Annotated in this window: 19 protein-coding genes; 13 read left to right on the top strand and 6 right to left on the bottom strand. The window is 72.6% G+C overall.

From position 1 onward, the window contains the following. Genes speB through OO54_RS05315 form a run of 4 tightly spaced genes read right to left on the bottom strand, consistent with a single transcriptional unit; the run spans position 1 to position 5,480 of the window. The gene (speB, locus tag OO54_RS05330; protein WP_051786752.1) at positions 1 to 903 is read right to left on the bottom strand and encodes an agmatinase; all 903 of its coding nucleotides are present in this window, start codon (positions 901 to 903) and stop codon (positions 1 to 3) included. Positions 904 to 956: 53 nt separating this feature from the next. Next, on the bottom strand, positions 957 to 2,237 hold the full coding sequence (locus OO54_RS05325; protein WP_033201688.1) for an ATP-grasp domain-containing protein: 1,281 nt from the start codon (positions 2,235 to 2,237) through the stop codon (positions 957 to 959). Beyond that, positions 2,234 to 3,757: an asparagine synthase-related protein gene (locus OO54_RS05320; protein WP_033201687.1), complete on the bottom strand. Its 1,524-nt coding sequence runs from the start codon at positions 3,755 to 3,757 to the stop codon at positions 2,234 to 2,236. Before OO54_RS05320 ends, OO54_RS05325 begins: the two co-directional genes overlap by 4 nt. Before the next feature lies 1 nt (position 3,758). Further along, complete coding sequence (locus OO54_RS05315; RefSeq protein WP_033201686.1) at positions 3,759 to 5,480, bottom strand: thiamine pyrophosphate-binding protein; 1,722 nt, start codon at positions 5,478 to 5,480, stop codon at positions 3,759 to 3,761. 135 nt (positions 5,481 to 5,615) lie between these two features. Between OO54_RS05315 and OO54_RS05310 the strand changes: the two genes are divergently transcribed. The 4 genes from OO54_RS05310 (at position 5,616) to OO54_RS05295 (ending at position 11,087) form a co-directional block, all read left to right on the top strand. Continuing rightward, positions 5,616 to 6,698: a GNAT family N-acetyltransferase gene (locus OO54_RS05310; protein ID WP_157856431.1), complete on the top strand. Its 1,083-nt coding sequence runs from the start codon at positions 5,616 to 5,618 to the stop codon at positions 6,696 to 6,698. Continuing rightward, positions 6,698 to 8,326, top strand: a complete 1,629-nt coding sequence (locus OO54_RS05305) for an ABC transporter substrate-binding protein (protein ID WP_051786726.1) — start codon at positions 6,698 to 6,700, stop codon at positions 8,324 to 8,326. The genes OO54_RS05310 and OO54_RS05305 overlap by 1 nt, the downstream gene beginning before the upstream one ends. Next, a complete protein-coding gene (locus OO54_RS05300; protein ID WP_033201685.1) occupies positions 8,323 to 9,375 on the top strand; it encodes a GNAT family N-acetyltransferase in 1,053 nt (350 codons plus the stop codon). The genes OO54_RS05305 and OO54_RS05300 overlap by 4 nt, the downstream gene beginning before the upstream one ends. An 80-nt stretch (positions 9,376 to 9,455) precedes the next feature. After that, positions 9,456 to 11,087, top strand: a complete 1,632-nt coding sequence (locus OO54_RS05295; RefSeq protein WP_033201684.1) for an ABC transporter substrate-binding protein — start codon at positions 9,456 to 9,458, stop codon at positions 11,085 to 11,087. Positions 11,088 to 11,185: 98 nt separating this feature from the next. On the opposite strand, the gene OO54_RS05290 is transcribed toward OO54_RS05295, so the two are convergent. Beyond that, complete coding sequence (locus OO54_RS05290; protein WP_033201879.1) at positions 11,186 to 12,487, bottom strand: glycosyltransferase; 1,302 nt, start codon at positions 12,485 to 12,487, stop codon at positions 11,186 to 11,188. 58 nt (positions 12,488 to 12,545) lie between these two features. Between OO54_RS05290 and OO54_RS05285 the strand changes: the two genes are divergently transcribed. From OO54_RS05285 to OO54_RS05260, 6 genes are all read left to right on the top strand, one after another. Next, positions 12,546 to 13,340: a glutamate racemase gene (locus OO54_RS05285; RefSeq protein WP_033201683.1), complete on the top strand. Its 795-nt coding sequence runs from the start codon at positions 12,546 to 12,548 to the stop codon at positions 13,338 to 13,340. A 61-nt stretch (positions 13,341 to 13,401) separates the two neighbouring features. After that, positions 13,402 to 13,968, top strand: coding sequence for a hypothetical protein (locus OO54_RS05280; RefSeq protein ID WP_033201682.1), 567 nt, complete (start codon positions 13,402 to 13,404; stop codon positions 13,966 to 13,968). An 85-nt stretch (positions 13,969 to 14,053) separates the two neighbouring features. Next, a complete protein-coding gene (gene lnt, locus OO54_RS05275; RefSeq protein ID WP_033201681.1) occupies positions 14,054 to 15,652 on the top strand; it encodes an apolipoprotein N-acyltransferase in 1,599 nt (532 codons plus the stop codon). Positions 15,653 to 15,709: 57 nt separating this feature from the next. Then, the gene (locus OO54_RS05270; RefSeq protein ID WP_033201680.1) at positions 15,710 to 16,192 is read left to right on the top strand and encodes an NUDIX hydrolase; all 483 of its coding nucleotides are present in this window, start codon (positions 15,710 to 15,712) and stop codon (positions 16,190 to 16,192) included. Positions 16,193 to 16,247: 55 nt separating this feature from the next. After that, positions 16,248 to 17,075 carry a 3-hydroxybutyrate dehydrogenase gene (locus tag OO54_RS05265; RefSeq protein ID WP_033201679.1) on the top strand — a complete coding sequence of 276 codons (828 nt, stop codon included), beginning with the start codon at positions 16,248 to 16,250 and terminating at the stop codon, positions 17,073 to 17,075. A gap of 67 nt (positions 17,076 to 17,142) precedes the next feature. Continuing rightward, the gene (locus OO54_RS05260; protein WP_078905053.1) at positions 17,143 to 19,035 is read left to right on the top strand and encodes a helix-turn-helix domain-containing protein; all 1,893 of its coding nucleotides are present in this window, start codon (positions 17,143 to 17,145) and stop codon (positions 19,033 to 19,035) included. 56 nt (positions 19,036 to 19,091) lie between these two features. On the opposite strand, the gene OO54_RS05255 is transcribed toward OO54_RS05260, so the two are convergent. Then, positions 19,092 to 20,459 (bottom strand): MFS transporter, encoded by a 1,368-nt coding sequence (locus OO54_RS05255; protein WP_033201677.1) that lies wholly within the window; start codon positions 20,457 to 20,459, stop codon positions 19,092 to 19,094. Positions 20,460 to 21,016: 557 nt separating this feature from the next. On the opposite strand from OO54_RS05255, the gene OO54_RS05250 reads away from it, so the two are divergent. From OO54_RS05250 to OO54_RS05240, 3 genes are all read left to right on the top strand, one after another. Beyond that, positions 21,017 to 21,187, top strand: coding sequence for a plantaricin C family lantibiotic (locus OO54_RS05250; RefSeq protein ID WP_017237622.1), 171 nt, complete (start codon positions 21,017 to 21,019; stop codon positions 21,185 to 21,187). Between the two features lie 102 nt (positions 21,188 to 21,289). Beyond that, positions 21,290 to 24,229: a type 2 lanthipeptide synthetase LanM family protein gene (locus OO54_RS05245; protein WP_033201676.1), complete on the top strand. Its 2,940-nt coding sequence runs from the start codon at positions 21,290 to 21,292 to the stop codon at positions 24,227 to 24,229. Beyond that, a complete protein-coding gene (locus OO54_RS05240) occupies positions 24,229 to 26,370 on the top strand; it encodes a peptidase domain-containing ABC transporter (RefSeq protein WP_033201675.1) in 2,142 nt (713 codons plus the stop codon). The genes OO54_RS05245 and OO54_RS05240 overlap by 1 nt, the downstream gene beginning before the upstream one ends. The last annotated feature ends 39 nt before the right edge of the window (positions 26,371 to 26,409 follow it).

The following is a 26,409-nucleotide window of genomic DNA, read 5'->3' as shown; positions in this document are numbered from 1 at the left end:
CTAACTCTCCTCTTCCCTCTTCTTCGTCTGATGCGCGCGGGCGTACTGGAAGAGCAGCTCCGCACTGACTTCGGTGGCCAGCAGGCTGGTGATGCCGGCGTGGTCGTACACGGGCGACACCTCCATCACGTCGAATCCGACCGGGTTCAGCTCACCGACCGTGCGCAGCAGGGCGAGCACCTCCCGGCTGGTCGGGCCGCCCGGGGCCGGAGTGCCCGTGCCCGGGGCGAACGCGGGGTCGAAGACGTCGATGTCCACCGAGACGTACACCGGGCGGTCTCCGAGCCGTTCCTTGATCAGGTCCGCCGTGGCCTTCACGCCCAGCTCGGCGAACTCGTCCGCGGTGACGATGCGCACCCCGTGACCGCGTGCGTAGTCGAGGCTGTCGGGCTTGGGATTGTGCCCGCGGATGCCGAGCTGGATCATGGCGTCCGCCTGGATCAGCCCTTCGTCGATGCCGTGTCGGAACGGCGTCCCGTGGTGGAACTCCCCACCGATCATGGCGGGGTTGGTGTCCGAATGGGCGTCCAGGTGGAGCACGGCCACCGGTCCGTGGCGGCCGTGCACGGCGCGCAGCGCCGACAGCGTGAGCGAGTGGTCGCCGCCGAGCATGAGGAAGGCCGAGTTGTCCGCGAGCAGCGCGGACAGGCGCTCCTGCGCCGTCTGGATGGCGATGTGCTGGTTGAACGGCGTCAGGTCGATGTCACCGCCGTCGACCACCCTGATCAGGTCGAAGACGCCGGGGCCGCGGTCGATGCCGACGCCGTGGATGAGCCCGGATTCGGTGCGGATCTGCTGCGGGCCGAATCGCGCGCCGGGACGGTAGCTGGTGCCGCCGTCGTAGGGCGCTCCGATCACCACGACGTCGGCCCCCCGGGGCGCCGGATCGTGCGGAAGCCGCATGAACGTGGGGATCTGCGCGTACCGCGGCGAGACGCTCGAGTTGATCTGATCGCTCACGGTGCCGTCCTCCGGGTGTGGATGTGGATGCGTGCCGCCGCGCGCCGCGCCTTGTCGAGCGCGTCCTCGGCGGTGCTGCCGTGGGCGTACACGAAGCCGACGGAGGCCGAGTTGTCCAGCCTCTCGGCGACCAGGTCGCCCGGTTCGTGGTGGAGGCGGACCGACACACCGAGCCGTTCGGCCTCGTCGATGCCGTCGATGTGGGTGAACTCGCCGCTCTCCTCCGGGAACAGCACCACTACGGCGGCGCCCCCCGCCACCCCCTGACCCGGCTTTCCGTCCGGTACGTGCCCCAGACCGAGGGCCAGCAGCTTCGCGTCCAGATGGGGGTTGGTCCCGCAGACGTCGGTGACCATCGTGGAGATCATGTGGGCCGGCAGCCGCGGGTTCACCTCGACGACGCGCGGCCCGTCCTCGGTGAGCATCACCTCGGTGTGGGCCGGGCCCTGCCGGTAGTCGACGGCCCGCAGGGTCCGGTCCACGCAGGACCGGACCGCCTCCCAGACGTCGGGGTCGAGCGCGAGCGGGAAGGAGTGCGCCTCCTCCAGCATGGTCTGCTTGTGCAGGTACTTGGAGGTGGCCCCGAAGAAGTGCGTGACGCCGTCCACCGTCATCGACTCGACGCTGATCTCGGTGCCCCGCACGAACTCCTCGAGGAGCACGTAGCCGGGACGCGGCTGCCCCCTCAGGGACTGTCGGATGCCCGACAGCTCCCGCCACGCGTCGACCGCCTCCGCCCGGGTCTCGCACTTGCGGACCCCGTAGGAGATGGCCTCGGACGGCGGTTTCGCGATCAGCGGCAGCCCGACGTGGGCGATCGCCTCGTCCAGTTCATCGGCGCAGGTGACCAGCCGCCACCGCACATTGGCCGGGTCCTCGCCCAGCGCGGACCGCAGCAGGTGCTTGTGGTTCGCGGCGCGGACCGCCTCCAGCCCCTGGGAGGGCAGCCCCAGGGCCTCGGCCGCGCGGGCGGTCGCCTCCGTGTGGTAGTCGGAGAACGACAGCACCCCGTCCACCAGGGGCTTCCCGTCGTCGTCGGTGAGGACGTCGACCACGGCACGCCAGTCGTGCGTGTCGACGTGCAGCACGCGGTCGACCTTGCCCAGCGGATGCTCGGCCAACGGACCGCCGCCGGTGTACCACTCCTCGCCCTGCACCAGCAGCCACACCTCGCAGCCGAAGTCCCGCGCGCGGTGGATGCCGGAGTAGAACGCGTCGTGCAGCATCGACTCGACGACGGCGAGCCGCTTGCCCTGGAACCCCTCGTATGTGGTCATCGCCTGCCCTCGGCCACGATCTTCCCGATGATCTCCTCGACCACGATCTCGTCCGGGTCGACACCGCCCACCACGGTCAGGTCGAACAGTTCCTGGACGACCCGCGCCTTGACGGCGGCCACGTCGTCCTCCGCCGCGCCGGCCTGACGGATCAGCAGCGAGAAGGACGCGGTCGTCCCGGACCCCTCGTGCACACCCAGCTTGGGGCGGGCGACGGTCTCGGCGGGCAACAGGTCGGACATGGCGGCGCGCAGCACCCACTTGTCCCGCCCGTACCTGCGCTTCAGACCGGCCTCCAGGACGGTCAGCAGCTCCAGGACCTCGCGGTCCCAGTAGGGATGGGTGGACCAGTGGCCGGCCACCGTCGACAGCACCGGGCTCATCTCGTTCAGCCCGTCGAAGGTGTCCATGTCGAAGGCCACCACGGTGTCCAGGTTCGGCAGCCGGTCCTCCCGGTGCATGCCGCCCAGGGGGATGTCGGCCCCGTACCCGGTGAGGATGCGCCGCGGCGGACCGTCGATGCGGCGGTACAGCGCGGTGAGCGGCAGCAGGTACTCGATGACCGCGGGGTCGAGCGACTCGGCGGCGTACACGGTGTGCGGGAGCAGGGCCAGCAGATCCCGCGTGTCGACGGTGAACTCCCGATGCCGCGAGGCCAGGTGCTCCGCGACCACCCGGGCCTGCGGGAACTCGTCCGCGACGTCCGTGCCCATCGACAGGGTGTCCATCCCCGCGGTGGCCACGCTGGCGGACAGCGCGGCCACCGCGGAGGAGTCGATCCCGCCGGACAGGACCACGAGCGGCCTGCCACCGTCGGGAAGACGCCGGACCACGGCCCTCTCCAGCGCGGCGCGCACGTTGTTGAGGGCCTCGTTCTCCCCCGTCAGGAGCCGGTGCACGGGCGGCACCCAGGTGCGGTGCACCGTCGCGTCACCGGTGTCCACGCGGATGTCGAGCACCGCCCCGGCGGGAACCTGGTGGACCCCGGGAGTCCGCCGGACGCGGCGGGCCCCCGCGACCGGGGCGCCGCGGACCGCCGCCCCGGCCGCCGCCAGTCCCTTCACCTCGGTGGCGGCCAGGACGTGCCCCGGGTCGGGGCGTACGTACAGCGGGACCGAACCGGCGTGGTCCGTCGCCGCGAGTACGCGGGTGCCCGTCACCAGCAGGGCCGCGTACCGGCCGTTGATCAGCCGGAACGCGTGGAGGTCGTACTTCTCGAACAGACCGGAGACCCGCTCGGCGTCCGAGGCGTTCGCCGGTGAGTCCAGGGTGTCGTCGATCTCGTCACGGTTGTAGATCTCCCCGGCGAACAACACCAGGGTGTCCGCGTCGGAGGCGTGCGCACCGGACGGACCGGCATCGGGATGGACCAGGACTGCGTCCACGCTCAGCGTGCGCAGCCGCTCGGACAGCCGGGTGTGCCGGCCGCGCGTGGCGAACACCGCCGCGGGGATCGAGCCCCCGCCGGTGTGGGCGGAGGCCAGGAAGCCGAATGCTGCGGGAAGGTCGGTCTGCGTCATGTCAGATCTTCAGCGCTCCGAAGCCACCCGCGGTGAACTCGTAGTTCACCGGCACCTCGATCAGGTACGGGCGGCCCAGCTCGACACCCTTGCGCAGCGCGGCGAGCAGCTCCTCGCGCGTGGTCGCCCGGGCACCCTCGACGCCGTTGGCCGCGGCCAGCTGCACGAAGTCCACGCCGGTGAACTTGATCGCCGGGTCGTGGCTGCGGTGGTGACCGATGTTCTGGTACAGCTCGATCAGGCCGTTGGTGTCGTTGTTCACGACGACCGTGACGATCGGCAGGTTGAGCCGCGCGATGGTCTCCAGGTCGGCGCTGTTGGAGTGGAAACCGCCGTCGCCGGCGATCAGGAACGTCGGCTGGCCGGGGCGGGCCATCTGGGCGCCGATGGCGGCGGGGATGCCGTAGCCGAAGCTGGAGCAGCCGGCCGAGGTGAGGAAGCCGTACGGCTGGTCGGCGCGGGCGAAGAGCACACCGTAGTGACGGAAGAAGCCGATGTCCGAGACGATCGTGCCCTCGCCGTCCTCGGCGGTCTCGCCCATGACGGAGTTCATGCAGTCGATGACCTGGTGGACGCGCATGCCGTCGTCGTACGACTCGGGGTCGGACAGCAGCTCGGCGATCCGCTCCCGCACGGCCGAGATCTCGTGGCGGTCCTTCGCCTCGACGTCCGCGGTGCCGGCGTCCAGGTGGTTGACGAAGGCGAGCACGTCCGTGACGACGTCCACCGTCGGGCGGTAGATCCGCGGCACCGGGTTGGCGGTCGGGGAGACGCGGACGGTCTTCTTCTCGCCGCCACGCTCCCACATCGAGGGGCGCAGGTCCTCGGCGTAGTCGTAGCCCAGGGTGAGGATGACGTCGGCCGGGCCGAAGAGGGACTCCAGGGCCGGGAACGACAGGATGCCGTCCATGTAGCCGGTGACGGCGCCGTAGTTCAGCTCGTGCTTGTGCGGCAGGACGCCCTTGGCGATGTACGTCGTGATCACGGGGATGTTCAGGCGCTCGGCGAGCGCGCGGATCGCGGGGACCGCTCCGGCGCGGATCGCGGCGGCACCGACGACGAACACGGGGTTGGCGGCCTCGCGGACGAGGGCGACGGCCTGGTCCGCGCGCAGCTCCCAGCCGGGCTGGATCGCCGTGATCGGCTTCTCGGGGGTGAGCGCCGGACCGTGGTCCTTGTCGAGGTCGATGCCCTCGGAGGAACCCAGCAGGTCGACCGGGAGGCTGATGAAGGACGGGCCGACCGGCTCCGTCATCGCGGCCGAGACGGCCGAGTCGACGAGGTCGGTGATCTCGTGCGGGCGCTCCAGCTCGACGGCGTACTTCGAGATCGGCTCGGCGATCTTGACCAGGTCGAGGCACTGGTGCGTGTCGTTCGGGAAGATGTCGTGCGACTCCGACTGGGCCGCCATCGCGATGACCGGCGAGCGGTCGAGGGCGCTGGTCGCCATGCCGGTGGCCAGGTTGGTCATGCCGGGGCCCAGCGTGGCCCAGCACGCCTGCGGGCGGCCGGTGATGCGGGCCAGCACGTCGGCGGCGACGCCGGCGGTGAACTCGTGGCGGGTCAGGACGAACTCGATGCCGTCCTGCTCGTCGAACAGGATCGAGGCGGCTTCGCGGCCGACGACGCCGAACACCTTCTCTACTCCGTGCTCGCGCAGGCGCTTGAGCAGGGCGTGCGCGGTGGTCGGCTGCTCACTGGGGCCGGTGGATACACGGGACATGGAACGGTTCTCCTGTTCACGGGATGACGGGATCAGGACACACCCTGCGGCGGCGCTCTCTCGTGGTTCTCTCAAGCCGCTATCAGGGAGTGGGTCGAGAGCGGGCAGAGACCGACTCGACAGAGGATCGGCCCCGTGACCAGTCGAGTGGTGATCAACCAATGGCAGACGCCCGAGGACGCGCGTGAGGCCGGCTGGAACGCGCTCGTGGGGGCGGAGGACTTCTTCCTCAGCCCCGACTGGATGCGCGTCCTGCAGGATTCCGCCGGAGCGTGGATGGGCTATCTCACCGCCCGGACGGACGACGGGTTGCAGGCGGCCCTGCCGATGGTGCGGGCCACCCTCGACTCCCCGTGGTCGCTGGGCCGCACCGACCTGCTGGTCCGGCACTGCGCCGACGAAGGCATGGACGGCGCCGCGGAGGTCCTCGCCGGGTTCGGCGACATGGAGCGCCTCATGCCGTCGATGATGGGCGGCGGCCGGCACCTGGGCCGCACCCGCCTCATGCTGAGCCCCGGCGCCGGACCGGAGACGGCGCACCGGATCCTGGAGGAGGCCGAGCGCGTCGCGGCCGCCGAGGGGTGCCGATCGGTCTGCCTCCCGTACGTGGACGCGACCGACGGCGTCCAGCGCGCCGTGCTCCATGAGCGCGGCTACCTCGCCCACGAGTCCGGCCAGTTCGCCTCCCTCACCCTGCCCGGCGAGGGCTTCATGGACTACGCCCTGGCGCTCCCCGCCCGGCGCTCACGCCGCGTCCGCTCCGAGCGGCGCCACATCGAGGCCTCGGACGTACGGATCACCCTCGCCCCCCTCGACCCCGCCGACATCCCGCGGCTCGGCGCCCTGGAGACCCGGCTGTTCGCCAAGTACGGCATGACGAGCTGGGACCCCAAGCGCTCCGAGGCCGTCCTGACGGCCGCCGCCGAACGCCTCGGCGACCGCGCGCTCGTGGCGAAGGCCGTGCTCGACGGAAGCATCGTGGGCTTCGGCCTGGTCCTCGCCCACGGCGACAGCTGGTTCGCCCACCGCGCCGGCTTCGACTACGAGGCCGTGGGCAAGCTGCCGCTGTACTACGAGCTGCTCTATTACACGCTCGCCGACCACGCCCCGCGACACGGCGTCAAGACGGTCCACTACGGCATCGGTTCCACGGACGCCAAGGTGTCCCGCGGGTGCTCCCTGTCCGCGCAATACCTGTACGTGAAGGAGATCGGCTGATGTCCGGCTGGAACGGAGCAGTCAAGAGCGTGGCGAACCCCGGCGGCTCGCCCGGGGGGACGCTGGCCATGGTGGCCTCGGCCGACGTCGACTCGCTCGACCCGGCCCGTACGTACTACGTGTGGTCGTGGCTGCTGCAGCGGACCATGCACCGCACGCTCATGGCCTTCGGCACCGACCCGGCCACCCCCACGGTGGTGCCGGACCTGGCGACCGGTCCCGGCGAGGTCTCGGACTCCGGCCTGACGTGGACGTACCGGATACGCGACGGCGTCAGGTTCGAGACCGGCGAGGTGATCCGCGCCCAGGACGTCGCCCACGCCGTGGAACGGATCTTCGCGCAGGACGTCCTCCCCGGCGGTCCCACCTACCTGCTCGACCTGCTCGACCACGGCGACTACCGGGGTCCCTACGGCGGGCAGCGCTGCCGGGCCGTCGAATGCCCCGACGACCACACCCTCCGCTTCCGCCTCAAGCGGCCCTTCGCGGACTTCGACTTCCTGATGGCGCAGCCCAACACGGCCCCCGTCGCCGCCCACCACGACACCCGCGAGGACTACGAGAAGGCACCGGTGTGCTCCGGGCCGTACCGCATCGGCAGCTACCGCGCGGGACACTCCCTCCACCTCGTCCGCAACCCGATGTGGGACCGCGCCACCGACCCCCTCCGCTCCGCCCTGCCGGACGACATGACCGTCACCTTCGGCGTGGACGTCAACGAGCTGGACCGCCGCCTCATGGCCGGCGAGTTCCACATCGACGTCGAGGGCCGCGGCATCCAGCACTCGGCGCGCGACGTGATCCTCGCCGACCCCGCCCTGCGGGCCCGGTCCGACAACCCCGCCACCGGCTTCCTGCAGTACATCACCGTGCAGACGTGCGTGCCCCCCTTCGACAACGTCCACGCGCGACGCGCCGTGTTCTACGCGGCGGACAAGGCCGCGCTCCTGGAGGCACGGGGCGGTGACGGAGTCGGTGGATCGCTCGCCACCAGCCTGATCCCGCCCACCCTGCCGTCCCACACCGGCCATGACCGCTATCCCTCCGGCGCGGACCTCACCGGCGACCTGAAGGCCGCCCGCGCCGAACTGGAGGCCGCGGGTCTGCCCGACGGCTTCGAGACCAGGATCGCCACCCAGCCGGGCAAGTTCGAGCTGGTCGCGCGGACCCTCGCGGACGCCGTCGCCCGGGTCGGCATCCGCGTGCACGTCGAAGTCCTGGACACCGCCTCGTACTACCGTTCCGGCCTGGGTCACCCCGACACGGTGCGGGCGCTCGGCCTCGGCCTCGGAGTGTCCGACTGGGGAGCCGACTACCCCACCGAGTACGGCTTCCTGGCCCCGCTGGTCGACGGACGGCAGATCAAGCCCGGCGGCGGCAACTTCAACTTCGCGGAGCTCGACGACCCCGTCGTCCGGCGCCTCGTCGACGAGGCCCAGGCCCTCGACGACCCCGAGGCCCGGCAGCGGCTCTGGCAGCGGGTCGAGGAGACGGTCATGGAACGGGCCGTCATCCTCCCGATCGCCCACGACCGCACGCTGCACTACCGGCACCCCGACGTCACCGACGTGTACGTGCACCCCGCGTTCGGACTGTACGACATCCAGGCGATGGGGCTGGCTCGGTGACGGTCTTCCTCACCGCCGTCGACCCCGGCGACCGGGACGTCGTCGGTGACGTGTACGACCTGCGCCTGGCCGGCCACGCCGCCGACGTCCCCCACCTGCCCCGGCCCTGCCCCGCCGACCTGGAGGGCTCCCTCACCGTCGCACCTCCGGCCACCGAGATCGAGGAGTGGGCGGCCTACAGCGCGGGCGGGCGGTGCGTCGCCTCCGTGCGCCTGGAGTTCCCGCTGGAGGAGAACTCCGACGCCGTCACCGCGAGCGTCCTCCTCGTGCATCCCGCCTTCCGCCGGCAGGGGGTGGGGAAGCGGATCACGGAATTCTCCCGGGACCGCGCCGCCCGCCGCCGCCGCTCACGCGTCCTGCTGGTCGCGGACGCCGGACCGGGAGACCCCGCGGCGACCCCCGGGCACCGCTTCGCCGCCCGGCTGAGGGCCCGAGCCCTGGTGCGCTACGAACACCTCCGGCTCCATGCGGACGACGCGCCCCGCCCCACCCCGCCCCCGGAATCCCTGCGACTGCGCTTCTGGGGATCGACGGTTCCCGAGGAACTGGTCACGCAGGCCGCCCGGCTGGAGGCCACCCTCTCCGCCGACGCCCCCGCCGGACAGGCCTCCTGGGAACCCCAGCCGAACGCGGTGTCCCGGATCCGTGACTTCGAGCGCATGCGCATCGCCCGCGGCCGGCGCGCCTACCAGTGCGGCGTCGTCGACGTCCGCACGGGGCGGATGGCCGCCTGGACGGCGCTGTCCATGACGCGGGCCAACCCGGACAACGCCCTCCAGGCCGTCACCGTGGTCGACCCCGCCTACCGGGGGCAGGGTCTGGGACTGCTGGTGAAGGCGCACAACCTGGCCGCGTGCCGGGCCGCCGAGCCGCGGCTCACCGTCGTGGACACCTGGAACGCGTCGGACAACACGCACATGATCCGCATCAACACCGGCTTCGGGTTCACCCGCGCCGGCACCCGCAGCATGTGGGAACTGAGCGCCCGCCGTTCGCCGGCGCGCACGGGGAGCGACCTGCCGCGTCCCCTGACATCCGGCCTGTCCTGACGCGCGGTCACCGACCGATGTCGCCGGACGCACGAGCCGTCCGCACCATCCGCACAACGAGAGAGGCGCTGGGAACACCCGTGGCACTGAACGCTGAAGCACGCGGCACCGTGAACCCGTCCGACCACCGGGGCGGGACGCTCCGGTACGTCCGCACCGACGACTTCGACTCCCTCGACCCCGCCGACACGTACTACGCGTACACCTGGAACTTCATCCGGCTCATCGGGCGGCCGCTCGTCGGCTACACGACCGACGCGGAGGGCGCCCCGAGCCTCGTACCGGACCTGGCGGAGGCACTCGGCCAGGCATCCGAGGACTCGCGCACCTGGACCTACCGGCTGCGCGAGGGAGTCCGGTTCGAGGACGGCACGCCCGTCACGTCCCGGGACGTGAAGTACGCGGTGCTGCGGGCCGCGTACCCCGAAGAGGTCTACGACGCGGCGGTCACCCGCGGCGGCCCCGCGTACTTCCGCCAGTACCTCACGGGCCCGGAGGGCATCGAGACCCCGGACGACCGCACCCTCGTCTTCCGCCTGCGCCGGCCCTTCGCGGCCTTCGACTACCTCGCCGCGCTGCCCACCACCATCCCGGTGCCGCGCGACCACGACACCTTCCCCGAGTACCACCGCCGCCCGCTGTCCTCGGGCCCGTACCGCATCGACACCTACGCGCCGGGCGCCGAACTCACGCTCGACCGCAACCCGCACTGGGCGGCCGAGACCGATCCCGTACGGACGGCCCGGCCGGACCGGATCACGGTCCGGCTCGGCGTGAGCGGTCCGGAGGTCGACCGCATCCTGGTCGCCGGCGAGGCGGACATCGACCTCGCCGGCGTCGGGGTGCAGCCCGAGACCCAGGAGCGGCTGCTGGCCGATCCGGAACTCCGGCAGCACGTGGACAATCCGCGCACGGGATTCGTCTGGCTCTACTGCCTCAACCAGAACGTCGGCCCGTTGACGAGCCTGCACGCCCGGCGCGCCGTGCAGTACGCCACCGACAAGGCGGCGATGCTCGCCGCCTACGGGGGCGACCCCGCCGGCGAGATCGCCACCACCCTGCTGCCCGCGTCCGTGGTGGGGTACGACCCCTTCGACCGCTACCCGGTCGGCCCGGAGGGCACCGGCGACCTGGAGGCGGCCCGCCGCGAGCTCGCCCTGGCCGGCCTCCCGGACGGCTTCACCACCAGGATCGCCGCCCGGGAGGACCGCAGGAAGGAGTGGAACGCCGCGCTCGCCCTCTCCCGCGGACTGGCGCGCGTCGGCATCCAGGCCGAGGTGGTTCCGTTCACCTCCGGTGACTACTTCACCAAGGCGGCAGGCGTTCCCGCGTACGTGCGGGAGCACGGGATCGGGATCGTGATGTTCGGCTGGGCCGCCGACTTCCCCGACGGCTACGGCTTCCTCCAGCAGATCGCCGACTCGCGGGCGATCAAGGAGACGGGGAACCAGAACCTCGGAGAGCTGGCCTCACCGCAGATCGACGCCCTCCTCGACACCGGGGCGGCGACGCGCGACGACAAGGAGCGCGCCCGGATCTGGGCCGCAGTGGACCGCGCCGCCATGGACGAGGCCGTCATGTGCCCCTACATGTACGTGAAGTCGGTCGTGTTCAGGGGCCCGCGGGCGGCCAACGTCACGATGTCCCCGGCCTACGGGATGTACGACTACGCGGTGCTGTCGGTCGCCGACGAGGACCCCAGCGCCGGCTGAGGACCCACGCGAACGCCCCACGGACACGCGCGGTCGCGGTCCGTGGGGCGGGGCGGCGGTCCGCCCGACGAGTGCGCTCCCCCCGCTCTCCCCCCCCGCTACCCCTCTTGCCGGGAGACGTGGTCGGCGCTGTACGTGCGCCCCTTCCACGCCGCGCCCCGGCCCCGGTAGTGCTGCACGGCGGAGTCCACGGTCATCAGCAGGTAGAGGACGGCGGTGAAGGGCAGGAGCGGGGCGAGCCATGGCGGCTGCCGGTAGTAGCGGAGCATCGGGAGGTACGTCCCCGCCATCACCGCCCACGCCGTGCCGCCGGCCCAGGCGGCCGCGCCGTCCCCGGCCGCCGCCCCCGCGAGCAGGGCCACCGGCGGCACCACGTAGACCACGACGAGCCCCGCCACCGTGCCCGCGAGGAGCAGCGGACTGTTCCGCAGCTGCGTGTACGCGCTCCGCGACACCATCCGCCACAGCTCGCCCAGCCCGGGGTACGGACGGACGCTGTCGACGTGGTCCGCGAGGCCCAGCCAGATCCTGCCGCCCGTGCGCCGTACCGCGCGCGCCAGCGACACGTCGTCGATCACCGCCCGCCGGATCGAATCCGGAACGGCCGCCGCGACCGCGGTCTCCGTCCGCAGCAGCACGCAGCCGCCCGCGGCCGCCGTCGCCAGCGGCCGGGCGCGGTTGATCCAGCGGAAGGGGTAGAGCTGGGCGAAGAAGTACACGAACGCCGGCACGACGAGGCGCTCCCACACGCTCACGACCTGGAGCCGGGCCATCTGCGACACCAGGTCCAGATCGTGCTCCACCGCCGCGGACACGAGCAGCCGCAGACTCCGCGGATCATGGGCGATGTCCGCGTCCGTCAGGAGCAGGAACTCCGGCGCGGGCTCACGCGCGCGTGCCAGGGCCATGCCGTGCCGCAGCGCCCACAGCTTCCCGGTCCACCCGGGCTCCGGCTCCCCGGGGGAGACGACCGTGAGGGGAAGCCCGCCGAGCCGGCCGGCCAGCTCGCCCGCGAGACGCCCCGTGCCGTCCGTACTCCCGTCGTCGACGAGGAAGACCTCGGCCCGGCCCGGATAGTCCTGCGCGAGCAGCGACGGCAGGCTCAGCGGCAGCACCGCCGCCTCGTCCCGCGCCGGGACCACGACCGCCACCCGCGGCCACCGCTCCGGCGGCCCGGCGCCGGGGGAGTCGTCCGCGTCCCGGCGCCGGGCGGACGCAGGCTCCCGTCCGCCCGCCGCCGGAAGCGGCGGAGCCGTCGGGGGAAGCCGCCCGCCCGTCGCCGCAAGCCGCGCGGCCGCGGGGGGAAGCCGTTGGTCCGTGCGCCAGAAGAAGCCCTGGCCCAGCAGCAGCCAGACCCAGACGGCGAGGGAGCCGATCGCGAACCAGGCGAGGGTGCTCATTCGCGGCAGTCTGCCCCAGATCGAGGGGTGGAAGGTGCTCATCGGCTAGGGTGACCGGGTGAAGATCGCGCTCATGGACTCCGGAATCGGCCTGCTCCCGGCGGCGACCGCGGTACGCAGACTCCGGCCGGACGCGGATCTGCTCCTCTCCAACGACCCCGACGGCATGCCGTGGGGCCCGCGTACGCCCGAGGACCTCACGGAGCGCGCGCTCGCCGTCGCCCTCGCCGCCGCCGAGCACCGGCCGCAGGCGCTGATCGTGGCCTGCAACACCGCCACCGTGCACGCCCTGCCCGCCCTGCGTGCCGCCCTCGAACCCCACATCCCGGTCATCGGCACCGTCCCCGCGATCAAGCCCGCGGCCACCGGCGGCGGCAAGGTCGCCATCTGGGCCACCCCGGCCACCACCGGCAGCGCCTACCAGCGCGGACTGATCCGAGACTTCGCCGACGGCGCCGACGTCACCGAGGTGCCCTGCCCCGGCCTCGCCGACGCCGTGGAGCACGCCGACCAGGACGCCGTGGACCGCGCCGTCGCCGCCGCCGCCGACCTCACCCCCACCGACGTCCGCGCCGTCGTCCTCGGCTGCACCCACTACGAACTGGTCGAGGAGCACGTCCTCGCCGCCCTGGCGGCCCGCCGCCTGCCCGGACTGCCGCCGCTCGTCTTCCACGGCTCCGCCGACGCCGTCGCCGCCCAGGCGCTGCGCCGCATCGGCGCCGAGCCCGCACCCGACGCGGACCCCACCGGCACCCTCTCCGTCCTGCTCAGCGGCCGGCCCGGACAGCTCCCCGCCACCGCCCTCACCTACGCCGAGGGCCGACTCCTCGCCGCGACCGCCCCCGCTCACTGAGCGTGAGCGGACGACCCCGCTCCGACGCGCTGTGTCCGGCGAAGCTGGGTACTCTCCCTGTATGAGGGAGCACCACCGGCCCCGGCAGGCCGACGACGGGTCGCCCGTCGTCTGGACCGGCCGCGCCACCAACCGACTCCAGTGGCTCGCGGCCGCGGGCGGCGCCGCCTGCATGGCCCTCGGCATCACCCTGGCCGTCGAATCGCCCTGGACCTCCGGCGTCGCGCCGCTCCTCATGGCGGTGATCGGCTGCGTCGCGGCCGGGCTGCTCGTCCTCTTCGGCACCCTCGCCTTCGTCCACGTGGCCGTGAAGGTCGACGACCTCGCCATGGAGGTCCGCTGCGGGCACATCGGCCTGCCGCGCCGGCGCATCCCCCTGTCCCACATCGTCGGCGCCGACTTCGCCCCGAGCGTCACCCCGCGCCAGTGGGGCGGCTGGGGCTACCGCTGGCGCCCCGAGAAGGGCACGGCCGTCGTCGTCCGACGCGGCGAGGGCCTGGTCGTGCGCCTCGGCGACGGACGCACCTTCACCGTCACCGTCGACGACGCCGAATCCGCGGTCCGTGTCATCCGCGGCCACCTCCACCAGCCGACCCCGCCGACCCCGCCCGCCCCCACCGGCGTCTGAGGCCCCGCGCGGGACCGGGCGACCGACTCCGCCGCAGGTCGGACCAGGCGCCTGACGGACAGGGACGACCCGTAGACTCCGCAAGGTGAGCACCACCATCACCCCCGTCGACGCGTCCGGAGCCGACACCGCACCCACGCCGGGATCCCGGCTGCGGCGGTTCGCGCGACCCGGAGCGGCCCTGCTGTCCGGGCTGCTGCTCTTCCTGAGCTTCCCGCCGCGCCCCCTGTGGTGGCTCGCGCTGCCCGCCTTCGCCCTGCTCGGCTGGGCCCTGCGCGGCCGCAGGCCGCGCGCCGGCTTCGGCCTCGGGTACCTCGCGGGCCTCGGCTTCCTGCTTCCGCTCCTCGTCTGGACCGGCGAGGAGGTGGGCCCCGGCCCGTGGCTCGCGCTCGCCGCCGTCGAGGCGCTCTTCGTGGCCGCCGCGGGGCTCGGCATCGCGGTCGTCTCCCGGCTTCCCTGGTGGCCGTTCTTCGCCGCCGGGGTGTGGATCCTCGCGGAGGGGGCACGCGCGCGCGTGCCGTTCGGCGGCTTCCCCTGGGGGAAGATCGCCTTCGGGCAGGCGGACGGCGTCTTCCTGCCGCTCGCCGCCGTCGGCGGCACACCGGTGCTCGGCTTCGCCGTCGCCCTCTGCGGCTTCGGCCTGTACGAGGCGTTCCGCCGGGTCCGCGCCTACCGTGCCACCGGAACCGTCCCGCGGGGCCCGCTCGCCGCCGCCGCGCTCTCCGTGCTCCTGCCGGTCACCGGCGCGCTCGCCGCCCTGCCGCTCGTCGACGACTCCGCCGAGGACGGCACCGCCACCGTCGCCGCGGTCCAGGGCAACGTGCCCCGGCTCGGCCTCGACTTCAACGCGCAGCGCCGCGCCGTCCTCGACAACCACGTCGCCCGCACCCGCGAGCTCGCCGAGGACGTGAAGGCGGGCCGCGAGCCCCAGCCCGACTTCGTGCTGTGGCCGGAGAACTCCTCCGACATCGACCCGTACGCGAACGCCGACGCGGCCGACGTCATCGACGGCGCCGTCCGGGCCATCGGCGTGCCCACCGTGATCGGCGCCGTCGTCGCGCCCGAGACCGGAAAGCTCCGCAACACCCTCATCGAGTGGGACCCCGACCGCGGACCGGTCGCGACGTACGACAAGCGGCACGTCCAGCCGTTCGGCGAGTACATCCCGATGCGGTCGATCGTCCGGATCTTCAACAGCAACGTCGACCGGGTGAGCCGCGACTTCGGCCCCGGCACGAAGGTCGGCGTCTTCGACCTCGCCGGCACCAGGGTCGGCCTCGCCACCTGCTACGAGGCCGCCTTCGACTGGGCGGTGCGCGACACCGTCACCCACGGCGCACAGCTCATCTCCGTGCCCAGCAACAACGCCACCTTCGGCCGCAGCGAGATGACCTACCAGCAGCTCGCGATGTCCAGGGTGCGGGCCGTCGAGCACAGCCGGTCGGTGGTCGTGCCCGTCACCAGCGGGGTCAGCGCGGTCATCCGCCCCGACGGCGAGATCGTCGCGCAGACGAAGATGTTCACCCCGGACGTCCTGGTCGAGAAGGTGCCGCTGCGCTCCTCGCTCACCCCGGCGACCCGGATGGGCACCCTGCCCGAGGCCCTGCTCGCGGCCCTGGCGGCCGCCGGTCTCGGCTGGTCGGCGTTCCGCTCGGTGCGGGCCCGGCGCACCCCGGCGGAGTGACCCGGGGCGGGGGCCGGGTCCGCCGGCCCCCGGCCGTAGATGATCTAGGGTCGGTCCATGGCTACCCCTGACTTCATCCGTGCCCTGCGCGAGACCGCCGGTCACCAGCTCCTCTTCCTGCCCGGGGTGAGCGCCGTCGTGTTCGACGACCGGGGCCGGGTGCTGCTCGGCCGGCGGGCCGACAGCGGCCTCTGGGCGATCATCGGAGGCATCGTCGACCCGGGTGAGCAGCCCGCCGACTGCGCGGTCCGCGAGGTGTACGAGGAGACGGCGGTGCGCTGCGAGGTCGAGCGGATCGTGCTGGTCGAGACCCTCCGCAAGCCGGTCGTGTACCCGAACGGCGACGTGTGTCAGTTCATGGACGTCTCCTTCCGCTGCCGGGCCGTCGGCGGCGAGGCACGGGTCAACGACGACGAGTCCACCGAGGTCGGCTGGTTCGAGGTGGACGACCTGCCGGAGATGAAGCGCTTCTCCTACCTCCGGATCGAGAAGGCGCTCGCCGACGAGCCCACATGGTTCCGCACCACAGCGTCCGGCTGAACTATGGGCTCGACGCACATCGGTGGGGGAGTGGGCCCTTCGTAGGGTGCGGAGCATGAGCGCACCCCTCACTGCCCTCGGTCCCGACTCCGCCGAGCCGCTGCCCCGCGCGGCCGGGCTCGCCCTCGACCTCACCGGCCGCACCGCGCTCGTCACCGGCGCGGCCGGCGGCATCGGGCGCGCCTGCGCCCTGCGACTCGCCGCCGCCGGCGCCCGGGTCAGGGCCGTCGACCGGGCCGCCGAAGGCCTGGAGACCCTGGCAGGCGAGGCCGCCGCGCTCCGGGGAGACCTCGAACCCCGGCTGCTCGACCTCACCGACCTGGACGCCGCCGAGGCGTCCGCCGCCGGCGCCGACATCCTCGTGAACAACGCGGGACTGCAGTTCGTCCGCCCCATCGAGGAGTTCCCGCCGGACGTCTTCCACACGGTGCTCACGGTGATGCTCGAAGCGCCGTTCCGGCTCATCAGGGGCGCGCTGCCGCACATGTACGGCCAGGGCTGGGGCCGCGTCGTCAACATCTCCTCGGTCCACGGGCTGCGCGCCTCCGCCTTCAAGTCCGCCTACGTGGCCGCCAAGCACGGCCTGGAGGGCCTCTCCAAGACCGCCGCGCTCGAAGGCGCGCCGCACGGGGTCACCTCCAACTGCGTCAGCCCCGGCTACGTCCGCACCCCGCTCGTCGAACGGCAGATCGCCGACCAGGCCGCCGCCCACGGCATCCCGCCCGAGCGGGTGCTCTCCGAGGTCCTGCTCAAGGACGCCGCCCTCAAGCGCCTCATCGAACCGGACGAGGTCGCCGAGGCCGTCCTCTACCTCTGCACCCCGCAGGCCTCGTTCATCACCGGCACCTCCCTCACCCTCGACGGCGGATGGACCGCCCACTGAGCGCGGCCCCGTGAAGGTCGTCCACAGGGGTGGTGCGACCACAGGTACGGCAGGTATCCCTGTGTCCATGTCCCACGAACACGTCTCCTACCTGGAACTCCTCGCCCGAGGAGCCGCGACGGAGGCCTACGACCGGCCGGTGCTGCTCGCCCGCGCGAGCGGCGCGGGCCCCGAGGCGCTGGCCGGACTCGAAGAGGCCAAACAGCTCGCCCTGCGCGTCCGGGCCGAGCTGGAGGGGCGGCGGCGGCGCGAGGCGGAACTGTCCGCGCTCTTCGCCACCGCCCACGACCTCGCGGGACTCCGCGACCTCGACGCGGTGCTGCGCGCCATCGTGCAGCGCGCCCGCTCGCTCCTCGGCACCGAGGTCGCCTACCTGAGCCTCAACGACCCGGCCGCCGGCGACACGTACATGAGGGTCACCGAGGGCTCGGTCTCCGCCCGGTTCCAGCAGGTCCGGCTCGGCATGGGCGAGGGGCTCGGCGGCCTCGTCGCCCAGACCGCCCGCCCGTACGTCACCGACGACTACTTCCGGGACCCGCGCTTCCAGCACACCCGCACCATCGACGCGGCGGTGCGCGACGAGGGCCTCGTCGCCATCCTCGGCGTCCCGCTCAGCCTCGGCAGCCAGGTCATCGGCGTCCTGTTCGCCGCCGACCGCAGGGCCAGGGTCTTCGAACGCGAACAGGTCGCGCTGCTCGCCTCGTTCGCCGCGCACGCCGCCGTCGCCATCGACACGGCCAACCTCCTCGCCGAGACCCGCACCGCGCTCGCGGAGCTGGAACGGGCCAACGACATCATCCGGGAGCACAGCGCCGTCATAGAACGGGCCTCCGAGGTGCACGACCGCCTCTCCGAACTGGTCCTCCACGGCGGCGGCGTCCACGACGTGGCCGACGCCGTCTCCGAGGTCCTCGGCGGCACCGTGGAGTTCACCGAGACGCACGCCGGCTCGGCCCGCCGCGCCGACGGCCACGCCGTCCGCGACGGCGACGACTGGGTGGCCGCCGTCTCCGCCGGAGGCGAGACCCTGGGCGCCCTCGTCCTCCACGGGCAGCCCGAGCTCGACCCGGTCGACCAGCGCACCCTGGAGCGCGCCGCCCTGGTCACCTCCCTGCTGCTGCTCGCCCGCCGCTCGGCCGGCGAGGCCGAGCAGCGGGTACGCGGCGAACTCCTCGACGACCTCCTCGACGCCCCCGACCGCGACCGCCGCCTCCTGCGCGAGCGCGCCGCCCGGCTCCGTACCGACGGCGAGGCGCCGCACGTCGTGCTCGCCGCGCGCATCGACCGGGCCGGAGGCGACCCCGACGGCGACGGAGGCCGTCGCGAGAGCGCCGACCGCCAGCGCCTGTGGTCGGCCGCCTCGCACCTGGCCGCCACCCGCCACGGACTCGCCTCCGCACGCGACGGCGGTACGGTCCTGCTGCTGCCGCTCGGTCCCGGCGAGAGCGCCGCCGACCTGGCCCGGCAGACCGCGAGGAACCTCGGCGGCACCCTGCGCGAGCCGGTCACCGTCGGCGCCTCCGCCCCGGTGCGCGCGTTCCTCGACCGACCCGACCGGGTGGCCGTGGCGTACCAGGAGGCCCGGCGCTGCCTCGACGCGCTGGTCCTGCTCCACCGCTCGGGCCAGGGCGCGGCCGCCGAGGACCTCGGCTTCCTGGGCCTCCTGCTCGCCGACAGCCGTGACATCGACGGCTTCGTCGACCGGACCGTCGGCCAGGTCGTCGCGTACGACCTGCGCCGCGGGACCGACCTGGTCCGCACCCTCGAGGCGTACTTCGCCAGCGGCATGAGCCCCGCCCGCACCAAGGACGAGCTGCACGTGCACGTCAACACGGTGGCCCAGCGCCTGGAGCGGGTGGGCCGGCTCCTCGGCCCGGACTGGCAGTCCCCGGCCCGCGCCCTGGAGATCCAGCTTGCGCTGCGCCTGCACGCGATGTCGGCCGCGGTCGCCGGAAGGTGACGAGGACGTCCCCGTGCCCCGCTCCTCGTGAGCGGGGCACGGGGACGCGGTGGACGTCAGGCGTCGGCGCGGACGCGGGAGTGCGGCACGGCGTCCTCGGCGATCTCGCCGAGGTCCCGGTCCCGGGTCTCGCGGGCGCAGGCGACGGCGACGACGGTGAGCAGCGCGGCGGCGATCACGTACAGGGCGATCGGCGTCGAACCGCCGTAGTCGGCGAGGAGCGCGGTCGCGATGAGCGGGGCGGGGGCGCCGGCGGCCACGGAGGAGAACTGGGCTCCGATGGAGGCGCCGGAGTAGCGCATCCGGGTCGCGAACATCTCCGAGAAGAAGGCCGCCTGCGGCGCGTACATCGCCCCGTGCAGGACCAGGCCGACCGTGACGGCGAGCAGCAGCGAGCCGAAGCCGCCCCGGTCGATCAGGGCGAAGAACGGGAACATCCAGGCACCGACGCCGACCGCGCCGATCAGGTACACGGGCCGGCGGCCGATCCGGTCCGACAGCGCGCCCCAGGCGGGGATCACGGCGAAGTGGACGGCCGAGGCGACGAGGACGGCGTTCAGGGCGGTCTGCTTGGTCAGGCCGACCTCGGTGGTCGCGTACACGAGGATGAACGCGGTGATCACGTAGTACGAGATGTTCTCCGCCATCCGCGCGCCCATCGCGATCAGCACGTCCCGCCAGTGGTGCTTCAGGACGGCGACCAGCGGCATCTTCTCGACCTGCCCGGCGGTCGCCTTGCGCTCCTCGGCGGCGGCGAGCGCCGCCTTGAACACCGGCGACTCGTCGACCGAGAGGCGGATCCACAGGCCGACGATCACCAGGACGCCGGAGAGGAGGAACGGCACGCGCCAGCCCCACGAGGTGAACGCGGCGTCCGACAGGAGCGCGGTCAGCGCGGACAGCACGCCGGTCGCGAGCAACTGCCCCGCCGGCGCCCCGGTCTGCGGCCAGGAGGCCCAGAACCCGCGCCGCTTCGCGTCCCCGTGCTCGGACACCAGGAGGACGGCGCCGCCCCACTCGCCGCCGAGCGCGAACCCCTGGACGAGGCGCAGCACCGTGAGGAGGACCGGAGCCGCGGAGCCGACCGTGGCGTGCGTCGGCAGCAGGCCGATGGCGAAGGTCGCCCCGCCCATCAGGAGCAGGCTGAGCACCAGGAGCTTCTTGCGGCCGAGCCGGTCGCCGTAGTGGCCGAAGACGAGCGCTCCGAGCGGGCGGGCGGCGAAGCCGACGGCGTACGTCAGGAAGGACAGCAGCGTTCCGACCAGCGGATCGGACTCGGGGAAGAACAGCTTGTTGAACACCAGCGCGGCGGCCGACCCGTACAGGAAGAAGTCGTACCACTCGATGGTGGTCCCGATCAGGCTCGCGGCGACGATGCGCTTGAGGGAACCGGGCGGCGTGGGAGCGGTTGTTGCGGCGGCCATGAGCACCACTTCCGGGCGGGTTGCGGGGACGTTTGGGTGTCGCCACACCGTAGGAACGCGCTGGTCACCGGCGTATGTGGTGGGACCCCATAGTTCGGGGCCGTCGAGTGCGGCCGGCAGCCATGGCTGCCGGATCGCTTCCTGCCGGGCGCGGACCGGCCGGCCGTGTCACGGGGATGATCTACGGCCGCGGAAGTGTCGCGAGCGGAAATTGGCCGATCGCATTCGGCCCCCTATTCGCCGCGCATATCCAGTGCATCCGGTCGCGCATACGGCCGTGCACGAATCCGTGGGGAAATGAACTGCACCAAGTTGCCAGCACCCTGGCAGGATTCGGCCACATGGCATCGAAGCCGCAGGTCAACGGCGTCACCGATGGCTCGCGCAGCATCACCGGAAACGTATTCCGGTGACCCGCCGGGCAATCGACGGGTTGTGGACTGGCTATCGACGCGCATAGCTTTCCCTCGTCGCTCAGCCGGGCGACGGGCCGTGGGTCAAATTTTTCCGCAGAATGGCCCATTGGTTATATGCGGTCGGATTGGATGTGAATTCACATGAACAACTTCGACGGTGACATCTCGCTCATCGAGGAGATCGCGGAGCAGGACTTCGACGGCGTCGCCTACGGCGCGTGCTCGACCAACACGTTCTCGCTGTCCGACTTCCTCGGCAACCAGGGCGGCTGGTGCACGCTGACCAAGGAGTGCCAGCCCAACTGCAACTGAGCCCGAAGGGCTTGGCAGTGACCGGGGGCGGGGAGCGGCTCATGCTCCCCGCCCCCGGCGCAACGTGGCAATCTATCACCTTCCGCGCAGGGAGCCGGAGCATTGATCTCGCCCGCGAATCTTTACCCAGAACTCGACAGCGTCGAAATCCGCGAAACCATCGAGCCCCTCGGAGTTTTCGCGCCCGCCGTCCACGTCAAGCTCTCGGCTCCGTCCGACGTCGCTCCAGAGGTCCCCTCGCCGGCCGCGCTCGCCTGGTCGCTGGAGCCGGAGGAGTATCCGTTCCAGCGCGTGATCCGGCAGCTGGCACTGCCGACCGCCGGCGGGCTCCTCCCCGAGGACCTCACGGAGGCCGTCGCCGACCTGGACGCCTTCACGCTCCAGGTGCTCGGCCGGGCCGAGGCCCGGCTCCGCGACGTGGCGACCCGTACCTTGGTCGCGGCGGTCAACAAGGCCTCCACCGACGGGCTGCTGCGGGGAGCGACCCCGCAGGAGCGCTACCAGGACTTCGTCACCCGGGTGTGGAGAGACGCCCTGGAGCCCTTCCCGGTGCTCCGCTCCGCGGCCGGCCATGTGGTGCGCAACGCCCGCGAGGCCGCGCGCGAACTGGTCCGGCGCCTCCACGCCGACCGGGACGAGGTGTTCCGGTTCTCCGGCATCGCCCCCGGCGACCCGCTGCTGTCCATCGGCGGGGCCGACGGCGACTCGCACGCCCACGGCAGGGCGGTGAGCATCCTGACGTTCGCCTCGGGGGCCCGCCTGGTCCACAAGCCCCGGGACGTCTCCTGCGAGGCGGCCTTCGAGACCGTCGTCGAGCGCGTCAACGCGGAGGCCGACTGCGCACTGCCCGCCGCCCGCACCCTGGTGCGCGACGGGTACGGGTACGTCGAGTACGTCGAACAGGAGGACATCGGCGGATTCAGCGTGCCGTTCATGCGGGCCTGCGGCCAGTTGGCCGCCGTGTTCTACCTGCTGGACGCGCGGGACATGCACTTCGAGAACATCCTGCCCACCCGCCGGGGCCCGGTGGCCATCGACCTCGAGACGCTGCTGCACCCCTCCCGGGTGCACACCGGCCCCACCCCGGAGGCCGAGGGCAACGCGTACGACGAGATCGGCCGCAGCGTCTACGGCATCGGGATCCTCCCGTTGGTCCTGGCCGGCAAGAACGAGGACTCCGGCTACGTCGACCTCGGTTTCCTCGGCGGCGACAACCAGGGCGTCTCCCCCTTCAAGACCATGGTCTTCGAGCACCCCTTCACCGACCGGATCCGGGTGCACCTCCAGGCCCGCCCGTCCGAGCAGCGCTCCACCGTGGTCCGGGAGAGCACCGAACAGGAGATCCACGGGCTCGCCGGACAGATGGCCGACGGGTTCCGGCAGGTCTGCGAGGCGGTGATGCGCCGGCCCTCCTGGTGGACCACCCTGCTGGAGGAGCTCGCTCCGGCCATGCGCCTCCGCTACATCCACAACCCGACGTCGCAGTACGCGCAGATCCTGCGGATGGCGGCCTCCGCCGCCGCGATGGCCGACCCGGCCCTCGCCCAGGCCCTGCTCCACAGGATCGCCATCCCCTCCCGGTTCTCCGACCGCAGGCTGGTCGGCTCGGAACTGCGGCAGATGGCCGAACGCGACGTCCCCTACTTCACCGTGCCCGCCACCGGCACCACCGTCCACGACTGCGACGGCGAGGACACCGGCGTCCGGCTCGACCGCACCCCGCTCTCCCGGGCGCTGGCCAAGGCCGCGGCGCTCGACGAGCAGGCGGTCAGGCGGCAGCTACGGCTGCTCCACTCGGCCTTCTGCTCCCGCTTCCCCGACAACCACCTCTCCGGCGGGACCGCCTGGAACGGCCGGACCTCCACCGGAGACCGCACCGGCCTGGAGCGGCTCGCCCGGTCGCTGGCCGACGCCCTGACCGCGGGCAGCCTCCCCGACCAGTACGGTCATCTCCCCGCCACCTGGATCGGCCCGCTGGCCTCCGCGCAGGCCGCCCGGCCCTGGCCCTCCGGCGTCCTGGGGTACGACCTGTACACCGGACGCACCGGCCCCGCGCTGGCCCTGGCCGCGGCCGCGGCCCACTTCGGCGACGAACGCTACGAGCGGGTGGCACGCCAGGTCTTCGAGCGCAGCGCCGGCATCCTCACCGACGGCGTCTACGAGCTGCGCAGCATCCGGCAGAGCGGCGCCGGCGCCTACACCGGAACCACCGGCCTGCTGTTCGCCCTGTGCGAGGCCGGGCGAATCCTGCGGGAGCCGGGCTGGGTCAAGGCGGCACAGGACGCCGTGCCGCTGGTCGTGGAACAGATCGGCCCCGAGAACACCCCGGAGGTGATCTCCGGGATCTCCGGCATCGCCACGATGATCGCCTCGATCGGCGGCGACCACAGCCTCGACGCCCTGGACGGGCTCACCGGCCGGCTGCTGGCCCATGTGGAGGAACCGTCGGGCTCCTGGTGGGAGCAGTCGGGCTTCGCGCACGGCGTCGCGGGAGTCCTGCACGCCCTCGCCACGCTGCCCGACCACCCCGGACACCGCGTCGACGCCGCCATCGGCGTCCTGACGGACCGTCTGGAGTCCTTCTACGTGCCCCGGGAGCGGAACTGGTCCACCAACTCCGCCTTCCCGGGCCGGTTCTCGACCGGCTGGTGTCACGGCGCCGCCGGCATCGCCATGGCGCTGTCCGCCGTGACCGCCCGGACAGCGGACGAACGGGCCGCCGAGCGCCTGGAGGCGGCCCTCGACAACACCTTCCGGCAGGGCTTCGGACGCAACCTCACCTGGTGCCACGGCGACCTCGGCAACATCGACGTGGTCCGCCGGATCGCCGGCGACGACCAGGAGCTGTCGGAGCGGGCCGCCGCCGTCGAGGCGCGCCGGCTGGGACCTGACGTGGTCGCGGAGAAGCTCGCCGACACCGGCTCCCGCTACGCGCACACCGACAGCGCCATGGTGGGCTCCTCGGGTGTGCTGCTGCACCTGCTCGGCCGCCTCGACGACGCGCGGCCCCGGGTGTCGCCGATCTGGCACGGAGCCCTCTGATGGGCCACCGGGTTCCCTCCGTCACCCAGGTCACCCAGACGGAGTGCGGGCTGTGCTGCTGCGTCGCGGTGCTCGGGTACCACGGCCGCACCGAGGACTTCCGGACCGTGCGGGAGGACCTGGAGGCCGGCCGGGACGGACTCGGTGCCAAGCAGCTCGTGGACTTCCTGCGCTCGAGGGGCATGGAGGTCAAGGCGTTCCGGGCCCGGAGCGTGGAGGCACTGCGGGGCTTCACCGAGCCGGTGATCCTCTTCTGGGAGGACTACCACTTCCTGGTCCTGGAGCGCTTCGACGGCACGACGGCCTGGGTGATGGACCCGGCCGTGGGCCGCAAGCGCCTCACCCGCGACGAGCTGGAGGCCGGCTTCTCCCAGGTGGTCATCGCGGCCTCCCCCGGCCCGGACTTCACCCGGCAGTCCCTCCCCGCTTTCCGGCACTGGCGGTCGCTGCCGCTGGTCCCGGCCCGGGCGGGCCGCCGGATCGCGCTGGTCGCCCTGCTGTCGCTGGGCTCCTACGCGGCGGTGCTGGGCATACCGGCGCTGACCAAATGGGCCGTCGACCGGGACGACGCCTGGAGCGACCTGTCCCAGACGGGGCTGATAGCGGGGGCGGTGGCGGCGGCCGCGATCGGCTACCTGCTGCTGTGGATGCTGCGCACCGCCGCGCTGGCGGGGCTGATCGCCGTGACGGGCCATCACCTGATGAGCCATGTCTTCAGGAGACTGCTCTCCCTGCCGTACAAGTTCTTCGCCACCCGGCAGCCCGGCGAGCTGCTGTTCCGCCTGAACACCGTCAACAGCGTCCGGGACCTGCTCTCCTCGCGGATCGCCCAGGGCGTCCTGGACGTGGGGACCCTGGCCTGCATCGGCGTCTACCTGTTCGTCACCGAGTGGCGCATCGGCCTACTGGCGCTCGCGCTGTTCCTGCTGAACGCCGGCTTCCTGTGGCTGAGCCGGCACCGGGTGAAAGAGGTGACGGACACCGAGCTCGCGCTGCTCTCCCGCTCCCAGTCCACGCAGCTCGACGCCATCGTGTCCGTCCCCACCATCAAGATGGGCGGCTACGCCGGCCGGTTCGCCGACGAATGGGAGGCGACCTACGGCGCCTCGCTGGACGCGATGCGCACCCGGATGCGGATCCAGCAGGGCTGGATCTCCGGAATCGCCGCCACCACGCAGATGTTCGGCCCGCTGGCGCTGCTGCTCGCCGGCCTGCACTTCGTGTCGCGGGGGACGGTGACCATCGGCTCGGCCATCGCCGTGCAGGCCGTGGCGGGCACCTTCTTCGCCCTGAGCACGTCCGTCTTCCAGATGCTGACGGAGATCACGGAGACCTCCCGCTACGTGAGCCGGCTGAGCGACATCACGGCGCACGAGAGCGAGCCGGAGGGCGGGCCCCTCACGGAACTCCACGACACCTCGATACGGCTGAGGGAGGTGTCGTTCCGCTACACCCGGCACAGCAGGCCGGTGCTGGAGGACGTGTCGCTGGAGATCCCGGCCGGTGCGAAGGTGGCGTTCGTCGGCGCGTCGGGTTCGGGCAAGTCCACCGTCGGGCGCGTCGTCTGCGGGCTCCACCAGCCGACCGGAGGGGCGGTGGAGTTCTGCGGCCACCCCATGAGCGCCTACCGGACCGACTTCCTGCGCGGGCAGATCGGGTACGTCCCGCAGGAGGTGCACCTGCACAACCGCACCATCCTCGAGAACCTGACCCTGGGCCAGGACATCGACGAGGCCACCGTCCGGGAGTACTGCGCGGCCGTGGGGATCCTCGACTTCGTCGAGGAACTGCCGATGGGGCTGCGGACCCTGGTGTCCGAGATGGGCTCCAACTTCTCCGGCGGGCAACGGCAGCGGCTGGCCATCGTGCGGACACTGCTGCAGCGGCCGCGGGTCATCGTCCTGGACGAGGCGACCGCCTCGCTGGACACCGCCAACGAGCGGCGGGTCTCCCGGATCATCGCGGAGACCGGCGCCACGCAGATCGTCATCGCGCACCGGCTGGCGACGATCCAGGACGCGGACCTGATCCACGTACTGGACCGCGGCCGGATCGTGGAGCGGGGGACGCACGAGGAGTTGCTGGCCCTGGGCGGGGTGTACGCGGGGCTGTACGCGGAGCCGGTGGCCGGGGCCGTATGAGGGCCGGTGGGCATGGCATGACGGTCACGACTGTTCATG

Source organism: Streptomyces wedmorensis, assembly GCF_000716445.1.
Lineage (GTDB): Bacteria > Actinomycetota > Actinomycetes > Streptomycetales > Streptomycetaceae > Streptomyces > Streptomyces wedmorensis.
This window is presented reverse-complemented; position numbering and strand designations above follow the sequence as displayed.

What these genes read in the sequence shown, in the direction of transcription:
- speB (WP_051786752.1), bottom strand. Translation starts at nt 903, where the DNA reads ATGCGGCTTCCGCACGATCCGGCGCCCCGGGGGGCCGACGTCGTGGTG.
- OO54_RS05325 (WP_033201688.1), bottom strand. Translation starts at nt 2,237, where the DNA reads ATGACCACATACGAGGGGTTCCAGGGCAAGCGGCTCGCCGTCGTCGAG.
- OO54_RS05320 (WP_033201687.1), bottom strand. Translation starts at nt 3,757, where the DNA reads ATGACGCAGACCGACCTTCCCGCAGCATTCGGCTTCCTGGCCTCCGCC.
- OO54_RS05315 (WP_033201686.1), bottom strand. Translation starts at nt 5,480, where the DNA reads ATGTCCCGTGTATCCACCGGCCCCAGTGAGCAGCCGACCACCGCGCAC.
- OO54_RS05305 (WP_051786726.1), top strand. Translation starts at nt 6,698, where the DNA reads ATGTCCGGCTGGAACGGAGCAGTCAAGAGCGTGGCGAACCCCGGCGGC.
- OO54_RS05290 (WP_033201879.1), bottom strand. Translation starts at nt 12,487, where the DNA reads ATGAGCACCCTCGCCTGGTTCGCGATCGGCTCCCTCGCCGTCTGGGTC.
- OO54_RS05280 (WP_033201682.1), top strand. Translation starts at nt 13,402, where the DNA reads ATGAGGGAGCACCACCGGCCCCGGCAGGCCGACGACGGGTCGCCCGTC.
- OO54_RS05270 (WP_033201680.1), top strand. Translation starts at nt 15,710, where the DNA reads ATGGCTACCCCTGACTTCATCCGTGCCCTGCGCGAGACCGCCGGTCAC.
- OO54_RS05265 (WP_033201679.1), top strand. Translation starts at nt 16,248, where the DNA reads ATGAGCGCACCCCTCACTGCCCTCGGTCCCGACTCCGCCGAGCCGCTG.
- OO54_RS05260 (WP_078905053.1), top strand. Translation starts at nt 17,143, where the DNA reads ATGTCCCACGAACACGTCTCCTACCTGGAACTCCTCGCCCGAGGAGCC.
- OO54_RS05255 (WP_033201677.1), bottom strand. Translation starts at nt 20,459, where the DNA reads ATGGCCGCCGCAACAACCGCTCCCACGCCGCCCGGTTCCCTCAAGCGC.
- OO54_RS05250 (WP_017237622.1), top strand. Translation starts at nt 21,017, where the DNA reads ATGAACAACTTCGACGGTGACATCTCGCTCATCGAGGAGATCGCGGAG.
- OO54_RS05240 (WP_033201675.1), top strand. Translation starts at nt 24,229, where the DNA reads ATGGGCCACCGGGTTCCCTCCGTCACCCAGGTCACCCAGACGGAGTGC.